Below are 17052 nucleotides of genomic sequence, written 5' to 3'. Positions count from 1 at the left end.
ATTGAGTGTGGCGCATGCCACTTCGCACGTCTTGTTATTCTGGTTTAATTCAGCTCACCCTGGCTATCTTGACAGTCAGGACACTTTTTATGCAGGCACGATCAAGGGCGTTAGCAGATTCTATCAGCAGACCTTCATCGATACCTACTCCAAGTGGCCCAAGCCAAACTCGGCCAAGCTCCATACCAGCAGGATATCCATTACAGCTGCCGATCTGCTCAACGACCAGTGCCACCTTTCTTTGCCGAGCAGACCGGAGTATTGAGTACTGCGGGCAGCCCGAACCCACGATTACCAGCTCTACCTTGCGATCAACGACATCGAGCACTCACAAACCAGGGCAAATCATCCGGCGACCAACGGCATTCTTGAAGCATTCGTTTAACGATTGCAATTCAGGCCTTAATACCCCTTGGCACGCATGCAGGAAGAATAGGCAGCCTGATACTGTCCATCATGGGATTTGGTCTCGTTGAGACCATAAAGAGTTCCGCCAGCAACGCCTGTTATACTACCAATCGCAGCGCCCTTGCCGGCACCTTTTCCACCGCCGGCGATTGCTCCACCTGCAGCGCCTACAGCCGCTCCTAGCGCTGCGCCGAGCGCTGCATTCTTGAGCACTTCTTCAGCTTTGCTGTTCACCTGCTCGCTTGCATAGCGATTGCATTCATTCATGACGGATTGAGACGGGTAGGATGAACGTATCGGCTGCGGGGGATATGCCACCGGGGGAGCATAGGACGGGGGAGGCGGAACCGCAGCTGCGGTATTCTGACTCGATTGCGTCATCCTGCGGCGTTTTGGAGGCTCAGGTGCAGCTTGGGCGATTGGGGCCGGTTCGGGGACTGAAGCAAGAGGCGTTTTCTCTGCCTCGGAAACCGGAGTTTCGCCCGCAGGGGAAACCGCCTCAGTCTCAGCTCCAGAAGCCGCGAGCTCAGGCTTGGAATCGGAATCACGCCCCGTGACGAACAGAGTCGAGGCAACGCTTGCGCCCACCAGCAATATTCCAATCGTTGCAAACTTCCAATAGTTAACCGCTTCGTTCGACATCACATCTCCTTCCAAAAAGTCTTTTTCTGCTGTTGCTTCTGGTCTTTCCCGTCGCCTAGGGGCAATTCCTAGTAATCCGCATCCTTGCCATGGCCCTTGTGGCCTCCGTGACCATTGTGACCCTTGGATCCCTTACTGGATTTATCCTTCTTGCCCTTGTCGCTGCCCCCATGATCATGAGGGCCTTTACGCTTGCCTTTTCCGGCATCTCCATCGTCCGCTCCATGCCCATTCCCCCGCTCATTCTGGTTTCTCCAGTCGGCACGATCCTGCCCGCGTGCCGCATCAGTAGACCACTGCGCGTTCGAGTTCTCCATGCCGTGCTGGCCCATATGCTCGGATGCCGTTCCTCCGGCGTTTGCATATTCAACTCCCTGATGTCCGTCGTGCTTCCCGCCGCCATTTCGTGCCAGTACCGGAGTTGCATACGCAATTGCCGCTGCCAACAATATTGTCAAAATCCGCATCTTCATCTCCTCTTGTTGAAATTGTTTGAACTGAACTCACATCTCACTCGTGGCGATTATCTTCGTGTATTGCCGTGATAGCTATTGGACTTAAGTACAGTGTTGCAAGACAAGCTATCTGGTGAATGACTCTGGCTGCTCCTCCTGCACTATCCAATAACGTGATACTACCTCGTCCGTTTACCGTCAGAGAGAATATTGTGAAATTTTTGTGAATTTTTTGTAATGGCAGGACAACCGATTCGAAAGTGGCGCGTTATACCTTCTGCAGGTTGAAATAGTGAGGCTCGACTCTTCGTTAATTACTACTTTGGAATGGAGATCTTCATGACAAAAATAAAATTCGGGTGCTTTGCACTCATGCTGCTCATCGCAGTTCCCTTGAGTCCTGCGTGGGCCGGCAGAGGGCATGGTCACGGCCATCATGGTCACGGCCATCATGGGCATCACCATCATGGACATCATCACCATCGACACGGCGGAGGTGGGGGTTGGGGCTATGGAGTCGGGATCGGTCTGGGGCTGGGCCTGCTGGGTTACGGCTTGAGTTCCTATGCTGCTCGTCCCTCGTATCCGCCTGCCTACAGCTATCCTCCGGCAGGGTATGCATCCGGCTATGGATATGCGCCTGTCGTCTCGGTTCCTGCTGCTCCACCTGTCTATATCCAGCAGGGGGTCGTGCAGGCGCCCCAGCCTCAAGCCTCAAACTACTGGCATTACTGCCGGAATCCGGAAGGCTACTATCCTTACGTGAAAAGCTGCCCAGGTGGATGGCTGCAAGTTGCGCCTCAGCCCGGGCAATAGCGAAATTGCCATGATTACTCCCACGCCTCCACCTCGGTAGGGTAAGATTTTCAGTTTTGGATAACCTTACCCTTGGACCGCCTGCCGATCTTGAACATACCCTGAGCCAAGCAATGCGCCGCAACGAGTAAGGCGGCGCATTTCAGCAGGTTGCCGCAAATTTGCTTTAATGAATTGATGAACTGGCAATTTGCGGCGGCCGCTTTCGGCGCATTGATGTATTTTGGTTGTGTTATTCCGCTGTCAGCTGCGGAATATGAGGCCTTGCGCCAGCAAATGGTGAGGGAAGTGGTTGCCGCATCCGGTAATTCCCCTCCCGGAGCAAGTGTTGTAGCGGCAATGGAAAAAGTGGAGCGCCATCGCTTCGTACCTGCCTGGCTCTCCATATTTGCTTATCGCAATCATCCACTCCCGATCGGCCATGGACAGACGATCTCGCAACCCCTCATCGTCGCGCGGATGACCGAGCTGCTGAAGCTCAAGAAAGACGACAAGGTTCTTGAGATCGGGACGGGCTCGGGTTATCAGGCTGCTGTCCTGGCGGAGATCGCGAAAACGGTTTATACCATTGAAATCATCGAACCTCTGGGAAACGAGGCTGCGCGAAGATTGCAATCACTGGGCTACGACAATGTCAAGACCCGCATAGGGGATGGTTATTACGGCTGGCCGGAAGCGGCCCCGTTTGATGCCATCCTGGTAACGGCTGCCGCCAGTCATGTGCCCCCTCCTCTGCTCAAGCAACTGAAGCCCGGCGGACGCATGGTGGTGCCATTGGGCGCACCTTTCATGACCCAGTACCTGATGTTGGTGGAGAAACAGCCGGACGGTTCAGTTACCACCCGTCAAATTGTCCCGGTTCGTTTCGTTCCCCTCAGAGGCGGACATTGATCATCATGTCCTTGCCACGTCCGCCCTTTATTGCCATCGGACTGCTCTCCGCCTGCGTACTGGCATATGAGGTATTACTTACGCGCTTGTTCAGCATCGTGCTGTGGCACCATTTTGCCTACATGATCATCAGCGCGGCAATGCTGGGCTACGGAGCGAGTGGCACGGCTCTCACACTCTCACGAGAAAAAATTGCCGGGTACATAGGCCCTATCTATCTCGCGGCGGCCATCAGCCTCGCTTTTCTCATGCCCGCGGCATTTCTACTGGCGCAGGAAGTCCCATTCAACCCCCTCGAACTGCTATGGGATCCATTCCAGTTGACGCGCCTGCTCTCCATTTATCTGCTCATGATGCTGCCCTTCTTCTGCGCGGGAACAGGTATCGGCCTCATCCTGTCGCACTTTGGACAGCAGGCTGGGCGTATCTACGCCTTCGATATTGTGGGGGCGGGAATAGGCAGTGTATGTGTTATCGGCGTGCTGTTTCTTATACCACCACACAACCTGCTTATCGTCCTCGCCGCGCTGGCCCTGTTTGCCGCCGCTATCGCTACAGTCGAGATGAGGATACGACCCGAGTGGCTAGGGATTACCCTTCTCGGGCTGGCTTTCCTGGTATTGCTGGCAATTCCCCCCGACTGGTTCCGTGTGCATCCTTCCCCTTACAAGGATTTGAGTCAAGCCCTGAATATTACGGGCGCGCAGGTGATCGGGGAACGTTCCAGTCCACTGGGACAGATTGCGGTCGTGGAAAGCCCACGCGTTCCTTTCCGTTATGCGCCAGGCATGAGCCTTAATGCGCTGGAAGAACCGCCGGATCAGTTGGGCATATTCGTGGATGGAGACGGTCCCTCCGTGCTGACGCGCTTTGATGGCCGACGTGAGCCACTATCCTATCTCGACCAGCTTACCTCGGCGCTACCTTACCATGTGCTGCAACGGCCTCACGCAGGCCCCCATGTGCTGGTGTTGGGAGCAGGAGCGGGCAGCGACGTTCTACAGGCCCTCTACCATGGCGCGATCAGGATCGATGCAGTAGAACTCGACCGCAACGTCATCAATCTCGTCGAGAAGCGCTTCCATGACTTTGGGGGAGATATTTACACATTGCCCCAGGTGCATATACACGCGGCGGAAGCGCGCGGCTTTGTTAACGCAACCCGCAGCCGCTACGATCTGGTTCAGGTCGCCCTGCTGGATTCGTTTGGTGTTGCCGCCGCGGGTGTTTACGGCTTGAGTGAAAGCTACCTTTATACCGTGGAAGCGTTTCAAACCTATCTGAGAAGACTAATGCCGGGCGGAGTGCTGGCAATTACGCGCTGGCTGACCCTGCCACCGCGGGATGCGCTGAAATTATTCGCGACAGCGATAACCGCACTGGAGCGAAGCGGCGTAGACGATCCAGGAGCGCGCCTTGTAATGATAAGGGGCTGGAAAACAGTCACGCTGCTTGTGAAGCACAGCAATTTCACGGTGGCGGAGATCGAAGCGATCAGGAAATTCTGCCGCGAGCGCTCATTCGACATCGCCTATTACCCGGGAATGCGACCTGAGGAAGCAAATCGCTACAATGTGCTGGCGCAGCCCTATTTCTTCGAGGGAGCAACTGCGTTGCTGGCCGGGGAGCGCCAAACCTTTATCGACCGGTATAAATTCTTTATCGAGCCTGCCACCGACGATCAGCCTTTTTTTTTCCGTTTCTTCAAGTGGGATTCCCTGCGAGAACTGCTCGCCCTGCGGGAACAGGGAGGCATGCCGCTTCTGGACTGGAGCTATCCACTGCTGGTGGCAACGCTGATCCAGGCGTTCGTTGCGAGCGTTGTTCTCATTCTGGCGCCACTCCTGGCCTCAAAGGCACGCCGAGCACTGCCTCCCGCAAAAGTCGCTTTGTACTTCCTTGCCATCGGCCTGGCTTTCATGTTCATGGAAATTGCGTTCATCCAGAAATTTATACTGTTTCTGGCTCACCCGTTATATGCGGTCGCCGTCGTATTGTGCGCATTTCTGGTATTTGCCGGTGCGGGAAGCTGGCTCGCCGGGCGCTTGCAAAAGCGGTTCCAGCGGAGTGGACATCTGACCATTGCAGTAATGGCAATAGGGATCTTTGCACTGCTCTATCTCGCTATCCTGCCCAGCCTGTTTGATACGCTGATCCATTTATCCGATCCGGCAAAAATCGCTATTTCGGTAGCGTTGATCGCGCCGCTTGCGTTTTGCATGGGCATGCCCTTTCCCACCGGAACGATGAGGTTAGCTTCCACTGCACGCGAGGCGATCCCCTGGGCCTGGGCAATCAACGGTTTCGCCTCCGTCGTGGGAGCGGTACTTGCCACTTTACTGGCTATTCACCTGGGCTTCGCTTTCGTGATCCTGTTGGCGGTAGCGATCTATAGCTTGGCCGCGCTTGCGTTGAGAGGGTTTCCGCAGGGAGTCGCGGAGTAGGCTGGAACTCCTTTGTCACCTCAGCAACCTGCGCTGGCTGAGCATTGTTCGCCCTTCCCAAGCAATGCTGGATGCATTCGCCCTCTACGAGCCTATCCTGAATACCGTTCACCCCTTCGACAGATCTGACAATCCTCCTGAGACCTTTCTTCTTTTAATTAACGAAGCAAGATTAAAACGAGTGATAAACAGAGCGAGACGGAGATTCCAGCGAAATTATTGCCGCGCTCTTCCTCAGGCTCTTCTGCAAGAGATTATATACATCCAGGTCAAAGCTCAGGGATGAGCGCGTCTGTAAAAGATCTTCAAGCTCTTCGCCGTTTTGCACGGTTCCGAGGTGGCACCACTTGTCAAACACATGAAGTTGGCTGCGGCCGGAAACTTCATTAAATTCACGAAAGCCAATTCTGCCGGGATAGGGCCAAGGCCTCAGGCGAAGCGGGATCAGCGCCTGTTTGAGACGCAGATAGTGAAGCTCTGCCGATTCCTTGCCGGCACAGACCCCATCACAACGCTTGATCTGATAGGCAAAGCACGGGTTGCCAGTACCAGCACCTTGAGCACTGGCACCTTCGACTCCAATCAAGCGCGGGCACAATCTGTTGTCGAGGGCGATCTTGCGAAGCGTATCGATGGCTGCTTTTTTCGAGCGAAAGAAACCGAAGAGATGGTCGAATCTTGCCGGATCAATGTCATCTTCCGTTACGATGTTTATCAAGGGAACTTGATCAGGCCCACCCGCCAAACTCAGGGAGAACAAGGTACGCGTCAAACGTAAACGCCGGTTATGGATCGGCTGGCGTTCCTTGATCAGACTCGATTCCACGAGCAGAGCGCCCAACTCGCCTGCCGTTTCTATCCATTCCACGCGGTTTACCTGCTGGCCGATACGCATTGCCTTGCTGGATGAATGATCACCGCTGAAGTGCGACATGACACGGGAGCGCAAAGTGACGCTTTTGCCGATATAGAGCGGCAGATTGTTTTCGCCATAGAAGAGATATACACCCGCACTGTCCGGAATCTCATCCAGAAAAGCGGCATCCAAGCCGGCAGGCAGGCTCGGCCCTTTCAGCAAGGCGGCAACTTCATCCAGAACGCGCTTCTCCCCTAATTCGCGTTTGGCCAGCGCGAGATAAGCCACCAGCAGATTCACATCCCCCATGGCGCGATGACGGTCGCAGGTCACAAGCGAATGACGCTGCATGATTGCATCAAGACCGTGACTTCTATGCTCCGGATAGAGCCGCCGGGAAAGCTTTACCGTACACATGACCTTCTGCCGGAGTACCGCGCCCAGCCGCCTGAATTCACTCTTGAGGAAACCATGGTCGAACCGGACGTTATGCGCTGCGAGCACGGCTCCTTCAATATAACCATACAATTTGTGAGCGATTTCATCGAATGCAGGTGCGTCTTTCACCATTTCATTGGTAATGCCGGTCAGACGGGAAATGAAAGGCGGAATACCGACTCCTGGATTAACCAGTGTTTCCCAGCGATCAGTTTCAATTCCGTTTTCGAAGCGCACGAGAGCGACCTCCGTGATACGGTCGTGCAAAGGTGAATCTCCGGTCGTTTCGAGATCCAGGACTACTAAATGCGGCAGGTTGGAAAACATTGAGTTGTCGATCGCTGTCAGAACTGAACGCCCAACGAGACCAGGAAGAGAAAACTGCTGAAACTAGAACCTGTTAACACTTGTTCGCGCCAGCGACGGAAGCGGATTTTTTCACCGCAAGGCAGAGCCGCGCCACAGAGCAAGCTTCTGTAAGCAGCGAGTAACGATGGGCTGGACAAATCCGTCCCGTCCCTTCGGGTTGCGCCAGCACGAAAACCAGTGGCGGCCGCCTGAACTCTGAAGCCCGCTCTGAAGCCCGGGTCGCCAGTCAGATATTTTACCGCGATTTGAAAATTGAAGGCTTAACTCGCCGGGCAGGTTGCACTGCTGTAAATTGAAGGTGAGATAGCTGCCACTTTGGCTCGATACGACATTCCACTATCGCTTATGAAATTATCCGGTGCATTACGCACATTCGCAGTTTTTGAAGCTGGCAAAGGTGCCCTGGTATTGCTGGTGGGGTTTGATTTACTCTCCCTGGTACATCACGACATTCAGCAAGTGGTCGAGCACCTGCTGGTCCACACTCATCTGAATCCCGCCTCCCGTTATCCCCACATCTTTATTGACTTGGCCAACCAGCTCACAAACACCCGCTTGTTGCTGATCGCGGCTGGAGCTGGCGTCTACTCGCTGGCACGATTCATCGAGGCATATGGGCTTTGGCGTGCAAGGCGCTGGGCGCAATGGTTCGCAGCTGCAAGTGGGGCGATTTACGTGCCTTTTGAGCTTTTCGAATTGTATGAGCGTGTTACCTGGCTCAGCCTTGGCGCCTTGACGCTGAACCTGGCAATTGTTGCCTTCATACTCTACCACTTGTTCCACGCAGGTGACAAGAAGATAGCGAATGCGCCCTCATCGAGCTGATAGCTGCTTCAACTTGGCGTCGCAGGGCGGGACCTGCTCAGGGACATCAATCCAGCCCGGGCGTATCCGGTGTTACCGCTTTAAGGGTCGGAACAGTCAGTGTATCACTCTGCCATGCCCATGACTTTTCCATTGAAACCTTTCCATTGAACGTTGCAACCTGCGCCAACTATGAGAGACACGTGCAATTGCTCCGCGGGTAATTTCAAAAAACCGGCACGAACGTTAGAAAGGCTCGTTGAGTGGGATTCCGCACAGATTATCGGGTTTCCCGAATTTAACCTGTTTTTGGAAAATTGCACGCCATCTTCCAAGTACTGATGAGGAGATGAGATTCCTCATGGCAACAATACATGGAACGACACGTGGAAATGGGTAGGGAAACGGCCTCATCCTAGATCTCCTCGCCCTCGGGAATCGGCAGAGAAAATACGTCCAGCAGCTACCCGAAACTGGCTACAGGAAGCTGCGCCTATCACGCCCTCTCTATGCTCCTCTATTTTTCTCCATGGAGAATCTTATGCATCTGCCTCTTTTGATATCCCCTGCAAACCGTCTGGTCATTTCTACCATATTTTTTCTTGCATTCATCTCTCCTGCAGTGCTAGCGCAAGCGCGGCAATCGGCGCAGGCGCCACAGCCCATTGAAGCAACCATGAAAAACATGGTTTCAGCTATTCTGGCTAACTCATTGGCCGATTTTGTAGCGTCAGGAGATGAAGCATTTCAAGCCGGGATGACAAAGGAGATGCTCAGCAGCATCAACCAATCTCTCGCCTCGCGCCTCAAGCAAGGCTACACCACGACATTTCTGACCACACTGCATCAGCAGGGATTCGACGTATATGTCTGGAAGGTGGTATTCAAGGACGGGAATGATGACGTTCTTATTTTCATGGCCCTGAAGGACCAGAAAGTCGGTGGACTCTGGTGGCGTTAGTCCCAAAGGAAATAGGAATCAAGTCAAGCCTGCGATAAGGACCGATAGAGACCGAGATCTGTATGAAGAAGATTAAATTGATGTCCGTTGTCCTTCTCATGCTTGGGTTGATTCCCGCTGTTTCAGTATGGGCGCGCGGAGGTGGCGGGGGAGGACATGGAAGTGGAGGATTTGGGGGTGGCGGACATATGGGAGGGGGCGGATATATGGGAGGCGGCGGGCACATCGGGGGGGGGGGACGGGCGCACGGCGGAGGAATGCATTATGGGGGTGGAGAACATTTTGGCGGAGGAGGCGGTTATTATCGAGGCGGTGGAGTCGGCCGCTATCGTGGGGATGGATTCGGTTACTACCGCGGGCCGCGTGGTTTCTATCGTGGCTACGGTTACGGCCTGGGATTTGGATTTGGAGGATATGGACTAGGGCTAGGATTAGGATTAGGATTAGGATATGACCTGGGTTATGGTGCCCTAGCTTATGGGCCGCCTTATTATCCCTATCCACCCATGTATCCATATCCGCTCACGGTACCTGTGCCTGCAGCACCGCCGGTATACATCCAGCAAAACCTTCTGGAACAAAATGACACGCAAAATACGGTTCAGCCGCAATCGGGCTATTGGTATTATTGCCGGGAATCGGAAGGTTATTACCCTTATGTCAAGGATTGTCCCAGTGACTGGGTACAAGTCGCTCCACAGCCGCCGCCCCAATAATGTCGTTTACCGCCCATATACGCATTCGCATGAAAAGGTAAAAATTGGAGTCGAAACAAAGGGCGCCACGCGATGCGTTCGACGACGAACGGAACGCTTCTTCCCACGGGCACTAATTGAGCACGTCCGCCTTCAGTTCATCGCGGGCGGCCATGTCGCTGATGGTCTGAAGCATCAGCCGCTCGACATAGTCCGATGCGCATCACTCCTGAAACTGCTGATCCTGGAAGGAATCCGAGGTGTTGGCGGCACGCATCAGGGCATGATTGCTGACAAGCGTATCTAGCAGCGCATGGCTACGTGATGACGAGGGTGAGTTGCCCGTCCGCCAGCAGCAGCCGCGTCGTATCGGCGATCGCTCTACACCGCGACTACTAAGACAAAAGCCTGCGCGATGGTTTCGATGATCCGACTGTTCTCCCATCACGGCGTGCATACTCACCATCATGCTGACCTCAGATACCGAGGCAGTATCTTGCCATAACGCTTGTAGATCACGGATTGGGTCAGCATCCGTCCAATCAGCCAACGGCGATCATCACTCAACCAACAAGCAAATCCTCGAGCTAAATTACCCGGCGTACGTCGCACTGCAAGATCTGTTGGTAAGGGGTGTGCAGGAGCCGCTCCGCCATCGCTGCAAAAATGGCAGAAGAGAAAGCGGCTGCCTAATAGGTCGATGGGACGCTGCGAGACGTCCCGTCTATCATGATTTTCCTTCTCCCTCTCGACCTGAACATTTTCGTGATCATGCCGGGATGGTTGCGTCATTGCCATTTTCCGCATTTAAGCAAAAACTGCACAAAAAGTAGGCGATTATAACGCCCTGTAATCGATTATTTTGGATGAGTTAAGGCATGAGTATAGGCTGAAACTAGATCGCGAAGGCTGGGACGGTTCTCGGCCTGATTGTCGCTGTAATCGTCGTCGTATGGATGAACATCCATGCAATTCACGAAGATGGATGGTCTGTCGAACGTGCTGAATGCCTGGCTAGGGAAAACAAGCAGCTTGCCTGGAAACAGCAGCAGCTCGAGGAGGCAAACGCCAGAAATCTCGCGCTGATGGCCTCGAGCGGGTTTTTTGTTGTCTGCTATATTTAGATTGCAGGGCATCCCCTGCCGATACACTCCTTTTTCAAACCCGCTTCGGCGGGTTTATTTTTGCAGAGATGAAGACTCTACCAGAGGCTCTGAAATTGATTTAAATTAAGGGGTGGCTACCCTACTATTAAAAATAGGAAAAAACTCAAACAAGGGGGATGAAAATGAGCAAAAGCAAAGCGATGAGACCGCTGTTTATCAACGACGTTGAGTGTAATGTGGATGGCAAAACCTACTCGGGAACTTATACTTGGGAGGCTGGTTATATAAACGTTCCGTATGACGGAAATAGCAGAAAAGCGCATTGTCCAAGAACGAGCGCAGAAAGGACGGCAAGATTGATATTGGCAGATCTTGTTCGGGAATCGATAAGCAAGAGACCCGTATGAACATAATCTATTGAGATTTCTAGGTTACAAAACGGTTACATTTTCGGGAAAAAGAAAAATGAGTTACGTAAAGTAAGCGATAACTCCTTGTTTTATTGGTGGGTCGTGAGCGATTCGAACGCTCGACCTACGGATTAAGAGTATTCAATTCATATAATCTGATTACATCTATATTTTTCTCAAATGATTGATTTTTTAAGATTTAAGCTATGAAGCGAAACACATTAGTTCTCTTTAATTCTTGTGAATTGTGTAATTTTCGCTGCTCAATTACACAAGAATTACACAGGTAATTCTAACTGCGAATCCAATATGTCGCTCTTATTCTATGAGAGGTGATCCTGTAATCATTACATCAAAGACTCGAAGCACCTATCTCAACATTGTTGACTGCAGGAAGAACGCGTGTACGTCTACCCGCCTAGGCGGGTTATGGGACATACAAGCCTTTTCCCGTGCTAAAGGTTACCGGACGGGGCGACTGCCGTCGGCTTAAACTAAACCGTACCTCGATTTTAAGGCCCAAATACCCACGATAAAATACGTTATCATGGGTAAAAAAACAAGAGAGGGGAGAGGCAATTTTCTTGGCGACACAGGAACAATTACTTCCTTCAAGAAATCCGATTGATCCATCTTTCCTTATAATGTTTAATGCATGAGCGATGCAGTATATATAGTCAGCCTCTGACGCCTTAACAAACCTGATATCTTGATGATTCCTTCCCTCCTCAGTGACATCATAGTAGTCACTCAAGCAGTTCAGCGTGTATTCCTAGGGAACAAATAAACGATAGAACTCCGCTTGATTTTCCATGTAACACTCCTAAAGATTGAATACCCGACTCTCATTATCCATTGCGCTGACCACCTATAATGGAGAGCGTTATATAGCATCACAGCTTGACAGTATTTGCAGGCAAACCAGGCAACCGGATGAGTTAATCATATTTGATGATGCCTCAATCGATCGCACACCTGATCTTGTGCTCGATTTCGCCCGGCGCGCACCCTTCCCTGTGTCTTTTTCTCAGAACAGAGTACGCCTTGGATCTACCAGAAACTTCGAAAACGCAATCCGTGCGTGTACCGGGGATATCATCTTTCTGTGTGATCAGGATGACGTCTGGTACCCCAATAAAGTTGCCGTCATCCACGAATGCTTTACTGCCGAAGCAAATATAGGGGCGGTATTTACCGATGCGGATGTAGTAGACGCAAATTTACATCCACTTGGATTCAACCTATGGGAGTCACTCAGATTCAGCAGAGGTGAGCAGAACCAGATGAACAACGGTGATGCCTTGGGTGTTCTTTTCAAACACCCCGTTGTGACTGGAGCCACGCTGGCATTTCGAGCTTTTTATCGGGACCTTATTTTACCTATACCTGATATGTGGCATGACGCTTGGATTTCTCTCCTCATTGGCGCAACCTCACGCCTGCACGCCTTGCCATCCCCCCTTATTGCGTACCGTCAACATGCCACTAATCGCTTGGGGATCCCTCGTCGTGGTAGAAACCGTGGTAAAACTTGCGCAGCAATATATGGGCCGCAAGTTCAAAGCTATGAAATGACCTTGGAGCGGCTTCTACAAGAGTCAGCTGGATTTCCTGTGAGCGAAAATTGCTTGCATCGTATAGGCGAAATTTTATCTTTTTCTCGTGTGCGCGCTGCTCTGCCGCATGCTCGATTATTTCGCTTGCCTTCAGTCCTGCATCAGTTAGTGGCGCTACGTTATCATAAGTATGCTTATGGCTTATACAGCTTGTGCAAAGATCTAGCCCGTTAGCCGAAGATATTTGCAAGCCAAATGCTGACTGTGTGATAAGTAGAAGAAAAGGTAAGTGTGATTATGCCGGCTTCCAGGAACAGCTTTGCCATTTCTCCCACTCGTCGAATATTTTCCGCACGCTCTTGAGTGGAAAAACCCAGATCGGAACAAAGTCCATGACGCACGTTATCTCCATCAAAAACGAAGGTTCGACAGCCTATTCGAAATAACTGCTTTTCCACTGCATGAGTGAGCTAATGTGGACTTGCCTGCCCCAGAGGGCCAGTAAACCATAAAATCACACTTTGGTGACCACTTAGGTCCTTCCGATGCTCACGAGTTACAGGAGCTTGGTGCCAAAGGACATTAGTGGAATTTGCTGCCCTTGGCTCATCATCTTTTTGCACTTCTACTCGCTTTAAATAAAAATTGATAATCGTTAAATTACCACGTCATTCCTACGCTTTGATTGCGATTATCATTACTAATGATGAGCCCAAATGGCGTGACAGGTATGCCGCCCTCACAGGTCAATAATCCTAGCAATGGGTAATTAGACCAAGCGTAACGTACCTCTACTGGATGTGACACTTGACTACTTCGAACATAAATAGATGAATCCCTAATACTCACCTCTGCGCTATACCAACGATGATCTTCGCCTGATATAAAAATGGTATCAGGTAGAGCAGGAGTACTTTGCAGACACGCTTTGCCCCCTTCAAACTTAATTTGAACAGTGTCGCCTGTGATATCCATTGTTGTTGGCATAGGTATAAAAGATTCAGAGCCTTTGTTATATACCAACTCAAAAGCTATATTTGATGCCCTCTGTCCAAATGGTAATTTTTTCTTTGGATGCATCGTGCCATCACCTAAATCGACTGAAACAACAAGCCCGGCTGGCGCAGAAGAAGCTACTGCTATACGCTGTGCGTCACGCACTAAAGCCAAGTCGCTTCCTAGGTCTAGACCCGCCGTAGGCACTCCAAATCCTGGTAATTGCATGACAATAAAAGGCAATTGCGGATTATTCCATCTTGTCCGCCAATCCTTGATTAATAGTGATAGCAATTCAGCGTAGTTAGTACCATTTCTTCCATCCCCTTCTCCTTGGTACCATAGCACGCCCTTTATAGCTTGCTTCCCTAGAGGGGCAATCATCAGGTCGAATAACTGGGAAGGTTTATCAATCCCATACGTATCTGCTCTAAGATCTTTTATTTTTCGCTGCTTAGCAGCATTTTCAAAACGAGCAATGGCTGCTTGGGCTGATGAGGCGATGGAAATGCTACTTGCACTTATCCAAGACTCAATCCATGTTGCGCCTAAGGTTGCATCAATGAGACCAATGGGCACGTTAATACGATCGTAAAGTGAGGCGCCAAATGCCAGACAAACTGCTGAGAATCCTCCCCATGACAAAGCCTTCATCCACCTACCTGCGTTAGGTTGCGGAATCCTTATGGGTTTTGCAACTTGGAAAATATAAATAGCCTTACCATTTAGGGATTGAATAATCTCGTTCTTATCTGCTACTCCACCTAGCCCTAGAGCCATGTTAGACTGACCACTACATAACCATACATCTCCTACTTGTACTTTTCTAACAAGACGTCCTCCATCAATAATCAAGTGAACGGGACCTGAGAGATCGGAAGGAACATTAAACTGTGCTTTCCATTGACCCTCTGAGGGACGCACCTTGATTAGCTGCCCCCCAAACTCCACGTCAAAACTTATGTTATCACTTGAAGTACCGGAGATTTTCCAAGGCGCACCACGTTGAACAACCATCTGATCTTGGATATGACTGGCAAGTTCTATCTGTGCCAGTGCAGGCGCAGCTAAGCTCTGGGTGAGCAAAAAAAGAAAACAAAGGTACAACCTTTGGTTGAATCTCCAACATAGGTGAATTGATGAGTAAATTTTTGTGCTGTTCTTAGCGCTCAAGCAATTCTTCATCGCAGACAGTTTGGGCTAGCGCTACCATTTCCTGCATTTGTTTGTCATAAACTGATTTGGTATTCGTCATACCGCCTTGTGGAAGAGATACATCGCTGTCCTCAGTGAGATTGCGCATGAAAACTGTCATGACATGATCGATGCCTTCCTCCGTCACTGAGCGTAAATCCGAGCTAAAATAACTTCCCCGGTTATAGTTACCAGTTATGACTTCAAACGAGGGAAAATAGTATACTTCCTTATAAGAACAGCTCACCATGTCAGCTGCCACCCGTAGGACAGATTTCGAATAGGTTGTCGCGGCAAGAACATGGGTGGGTTCGTATGTGGCCACAAGTGGAACCGGCGAGACGGTTAGGATAAGTTTTGCTCGGGGATTGATAAGTCGTAATTTGCGGATGAAGGACTCGAGATCGGAAACTATCTCGTTCACACCGAAATTAACAAACTCATATTTCATAGAGTCGAATTCGCCTCCTGCCACACCAGGTGCTATAGGAAAAACGGCCCCGTCAAGACGAGACATCCAGCACTCGGTAAGCCCCAAAGTAAAGATAAAGATATCGAGCTGGGAAAACATTTCCCTAACGGCTGCCAAATGACATTGTCGATCCGCTACCAGCCTTTCAACTGACTCAAATCCACCCGGCTCGATTCGTGGTCTGAACGGGTCGCAGAAATTTCCATCTGATCGCAACCAGTGATCATCTAGGGGACAGAAATAACCAAAAGCTCGATCGAACAACTGGACGAGTTGACGGGCGGTGTAGATATTCCCATAGCGAGCAGAAAAATTGTAAAAGTCATTGCTGATGCAATTTTCTGTGACGAGAAAATGAAAACCCATGGAGCAAATTCGTTTTGAAATATGCTGGGCAAAACAACTCCCCGCCGTTGCAACTTTATCGGAACGCTTAATCTTGAACTTCACTTCTCCCACAGGATCTAGCTGGCTAGAAGGCGTTTCAGCAACAGCTTTTTTCCAGAAAGCCCGATCTGGAAGATGTTGATACGGATGTTGGCGATTGCGCTTTTCGAGGCTGACTTTGTCCATCTCAGGACCGTTGCTATCCCGACTCGCGGACAGCGAGATGTTCGTAATCCAGTTGGGTGTTCGTATAAGCTGAACGATGTGGTGGATCATTATTTCACCATAAGCCGCATTAGCATGATTTGGGTGAGGGCTTCCATAAATCTCTTTCAAATAACCATCCGTTAAAACAGCCTCAGGGGTGTCGATAAATCCAGTGGAGTTTAGGAGGCTTTGCTCCCGAAGCATTTGAGAATAAACGCGCCAGAGCTTCAATCTGTAAGATGCTGGCCGAATCCCATATAGCTTGAATCTTTCCTCTAAAGCACCAGGGTGAGCACGAATCCACTCCTCTGATTTAATTGGGGGTGGAGGGGGTATTATTACTTTTGTTGTTGTCGTGCATCGAGAAAAGAATCTCAACCACTTATTATCGATTTCTATATCTTCATGCAACAATCGTTGGATATCATCCGAAATTGTCGAACTTGTCAGGTTTAAGACCTTTCCGGGCAGAGGTGTCAGTCCTATCACAGAGAGAATGTTTCCACGTATACAAAGCACAATGAGATCAGCCCTATTTGCTGCCTCGGTAATTTCCCTTGAGAGTTGTGATCGATGATGATCGGCAAGGTCCTCAGGAGAATAGTTGGCATTTTCCATACCGAACTCATGCCGTCTTAGCTGAATGAATTGAAATCTAGCGTCATTAACTAAGTGAGGATTTTTAATCCAGGCATGCTGTAGCGCAGCAATGTGACTCATACCAATGACAGTTATTTTCATCCAGCACTCTCATAGAAATAATAGTTATTGCAATCTAATTGGGACGATGCGGAAGTATTTATTTTTTGATGTGCCCCGGAGAGTAGGGCAAGGTCCTTCTACAAAGTTTAGTTATCGATCCGCTCAGGGGCTTTTTGGGTCAACTTCCTGCAGCTTGTCTCCGCAATTAGCTTCTGAGCTTTCCATTCTCTTCCTGCAGTCGCT

Annotated in this window: 15 protein-coding genes and 1 pseudogene; 9 read left to right on the top strand and 7 right to left on the bottom strand. The window is 50.7% G+C overall.

What is annotated here, in order from left to right; genetic code table 11:
• Window positions 1-49 precede the first annotated feature (49 nt).
• A pseudogene (locus tag BMY01_RS15255) lies at window positions 50-379 on the top strand (IS481 family transposase); the annotation flags it as partial.
• Between the two features lie 23 nt (window positions 380-402).
• On the opposite strand, the gene BMY01_RS15250 reads toward BMY01_RS15255, so the two are convergent.
• Together BMY01_RS15250 and BMY01_RS15245 are read right to left on the bottom strand one after the other, a co-directional pair.
• Entirely contained in the window at window positions 403-1050 is a 648-nt protein-coding gene (locus BMY01_RS15250) for a hypothetical protein (protein ID WP_074748979.1), read from the bottom strand.
• 68 nt (window positions 1051-1118) lie between these two features.
• Complete coding sequence (locus BMY01_RS15245; protein ID WP_074748978.1) at window positions 1119-1517, bottom strand: hypothetical protein; 399 nt, start codon at window positions 1515-1517, stop codon at window positions 1119-1121.
• Window positions 1518-1844: 327 nt separating this feature from the next.
• Here BMY01_RS15245 and BMY01_RS15240 point away from each other — a divergent pair, with 327 nt between their 5' ends.
• From BMY01_RS15240 to BMY01_RS15230, 3 genes are all read left to right on the top strand, one after another.
• Complete coding sequence (locus BMY01_RS15240; protein ID WP_254772781.1) at window positions 1845-2321, top strand: hypothetical protein; 477 nt, start codon at window positions 1845-1847, stop codon at window positions 2319-2321.
• 177 nt (window positions 2322-2498) lie between these two features.
• Window positions 2499-3212, top strand: a complete 714-nt coding sequence (locus BMY01_RS15235) for a protein-L-isoaspartate(D-aspartate) O-methyltransferase (protein ID WP_081353970.1) — start codon at window positions 2499-2501, stop codon at window positions 3210-3212.
• A 5-nt stretch (window positions 3213-3217) separates the two neighbouring features.
• Complete coding sequence (locus BMY01_RS15230; RefSeq protein ID WP_081353973.1) at window positions 3218-5656, top strand: spermine/spermidine synthase domain-containing protein; 2439 nt, start codon at window positions 3218-3220, stop codon at window positions 5654-5656.
• A gap of 172 nt (window positions 5657-5828) precedes the next feature.
• On the opposite strand, the gene BMY01_RS15225 is transcribed toward BMY01_RS15230, so the two are convergent.
• Entirely contained in the window at window positions 5829-7277 is a 1449-nt protein-coding gene (locus tag BMY01_RS15225) for a 3'-5' exonuclease family protein (RefSeq protein ID WP_074748976.1), read from the bottom strand.
• 357 nt (window positions 7278-7634) lie between these two features.
• Here BMY01_RS15225 and BMY01_RS15220 point away from each other — a divergent pair, with 357 nt between their 5' ends.
• From BMY01_RS15220 to BMY01_RS17915, 3 genes are all read left to right on the top strand, one after another.
• Window positions 7635-8144 (top strand): DUF2127 domain-containing protein, encoded by a 510-nt coding sequence (locus tag BMY01_RS15220; RefSeq protein WP_254772780.1) that lies wholly within the window; start codon window positions 7635-7637, stop codon window positions 8142-8144.
• A 520-nt stretch (window positions 8145-8664) separates the two neighbouring features.
• On the top strand, window positions 8665-9084 hold the full coding sequence (locus tag BMY01_RS15215) for a hypothetical protein (RefSeq protein ID WP_074748974.1): 420 nt from the start codon (window positions 8665-8667) through the stop codon (window positions 9082-9084).
• A 62-nt stretch (window positions 9085-9146) separates the two neighbouring features.
• Entirely contained in the window at window positions 9147-9800 is a 654-nt protein-coding gene (locus BMY01_RS17915; RefSeq protein ID WP_175463292.1) for a hypothetical protein, read from the top strand.
• A gap of 444 nt (window positions 9801-10244) precedes the next feature.
• Here BMY01_RS17915 and BMY01_RS18165 read toward each other — a convergent pair whose 3' ends face one another.
• Window positions 10245-10571 carry a hypothetical protein gene (locus BMY01_RS18165; protein WP_139176947.1) on the bottom strand — a complete coding sequence of 109 codons (327 nt, stop codon included), beginning with the start codon at window positions 10569-10571 and terminating at the stop codon, window positions 10245-10247.
• Window positions 10572-10735: 164 nt separating this feature from the next.
• On the opposite strand from BMY01_RS18165, the gene BMY01_RS17910 reads away from it, so the two are divergent.
• Entirely contained in the window at window positions 10736-10903 is a 168-nt protein-coding gene (locus BMY01_RS17910) for a hypothetical protein (protein WP_175463291.1), read from the top strand.
• A 1222-nt stretch (window positions 10904-12125) separates the two neighbouring features.
• Window positions 12126-13085: a glycosyltransferase family 2 protein gene (locus BMY01_RS15195; RefSeq protein ID WP_074748970.1), complete on the top strand. Its 960-nt coding sequence runs from the start codon at window positions 12126-12128 to the stop codon at window positions 13083-13085.
• Here the strand turns inward: BMY01_RS15195 and BMY01_RS18870 are convergent.
• The 3 genes from BMY01_RS18870 to BMY01_RS18155 form a co-directional block, all read right to left on the bottom strand.
• Entirely contained in the window at window positions 13082-13309 is a 228-nt protein-coding gene (locus BMY01_RS18870) for an adenylyl-sulfate kinase (protein ID WP_074748969.1), read from the bottom strand. The genes BMY01_RS15195 and BMY01_RS18870 overlap by 4 nt on opposite strands.
• Window positions 13310-13511: 202 nt before the next feature.
• Complete coding sequence (locus BMY01_RS15185) at window positions 13512-15020, bottom strand: sialate O-acetylesterase (protein WP_175463290.1); 1509 nt, start codon at window positions 15018-15020, stop codon at window positions 13512-13514.
• Complete coding sequence (locus BMY01_RS18155) at window positions 15010-16848, bottom strand: GSCFA domain-containing protein (protein ID WP_217638687.1); 1839 nt, start codon at window positions 16846-16848, stop codon at window positions 15010-15012. Before BMY01_RS18155 ends, BMY01_RS15185 begins: the two co-directional genes overlap by 11 nt.
• Between the last annotated feature and the right edge of the window lie 204 nt (window positions 16849-17052).

This window comes from Nitrosospira multiformis (assembly GCF_900110185.1).
In the GTDB taxonomy this organism is placed as follows: Bacteria; Pseudomonadota; Gammaproteobacteria; order Burkholderiales; family Nitrosomonadaceae; genus Nitrosospira; species Nitrosospira multiformis_A.
The sequence above is the reverse complement of the archived record's forward strand: the minus strand, read 5'-3'. Positions and strand labels throughout refer to the sequence as shown.

Coding starts and splice junctions, on each gene's coding strand:
- BMY01_RS15235 (WP_081353970.1), top strand. CDS start 2,499: ATGAACTGGCAATTTGCGGCGGCCGCTTTCGGCGCATTGATGTATTTT.
- BMY01_RS18165 (WP_139176947.1), bottom strand. CDS start 10,571: ATGACGCAACCATCCCGGCATGATCACGAAAATGTTCAGGTCGAGAGG.
- BMY01_RS15230 (WP_081353973.1), top strand. CDS start 3,218: ATGTCCTTGCCACGTCCGCCCTTTATTGCCATCGGACTGCTCTCCGCC.
- BMY01_RS15250 (WP_074748979.1), bottom strand. CDS start 1,050: ATGTCGAACGAAGCGGTTAACTATTGGAAGTTTGCAACGATTGGAATA.
- BMY01_RS18155 (WP_217638687.1), bottom strand. CDS start 16,848: ATGAAAATAACTGTCATTGGTATGAGTCACATTGCTGCGCTACAGCAT.
- BMY01_RS15240 (WP_254772781.1), top strand. CDS start 1,845: ATGACAAAAATAAAATTCGGGTGCTTTGCACTCATGCTGCTCATCGCA.
- BMY01_RS15225 (WP_074748976.1), bottom strand. CDS start 7,277: ATGTTTTCCAACCTGCCGCATTTAGTAGTCCTGGATCTCGAAACGACC.
- BMY01_RS15245 (WP_074748978.1), bottom strand. CDS start 1,517: ATGCGGATTTTGACAATATTGTTGGCAGCGGCAATTGCGTATGCAACT.
- BMY01_RS17910 (WP_175463291.1), top strand. CDS start 10,736: ATGAACATCCATGCAATTCACGAAGATGGATGGTCTGTCGAACGTGCT.
- BMY01_RS17915 (WP_175463292.1), top strand. CDS start 9,147: ATGAAGAAGATTAAATTGATGTCCGTTGTCCTTCTCATGCTTGGGTTG.
- BMY01_RS15215 (WP_074748974.1), top strand. CDS start 8,665: ATGCATCTGCCTCTTTTGATATCCCCTGCAAACCGTCTGGTCATTTCT.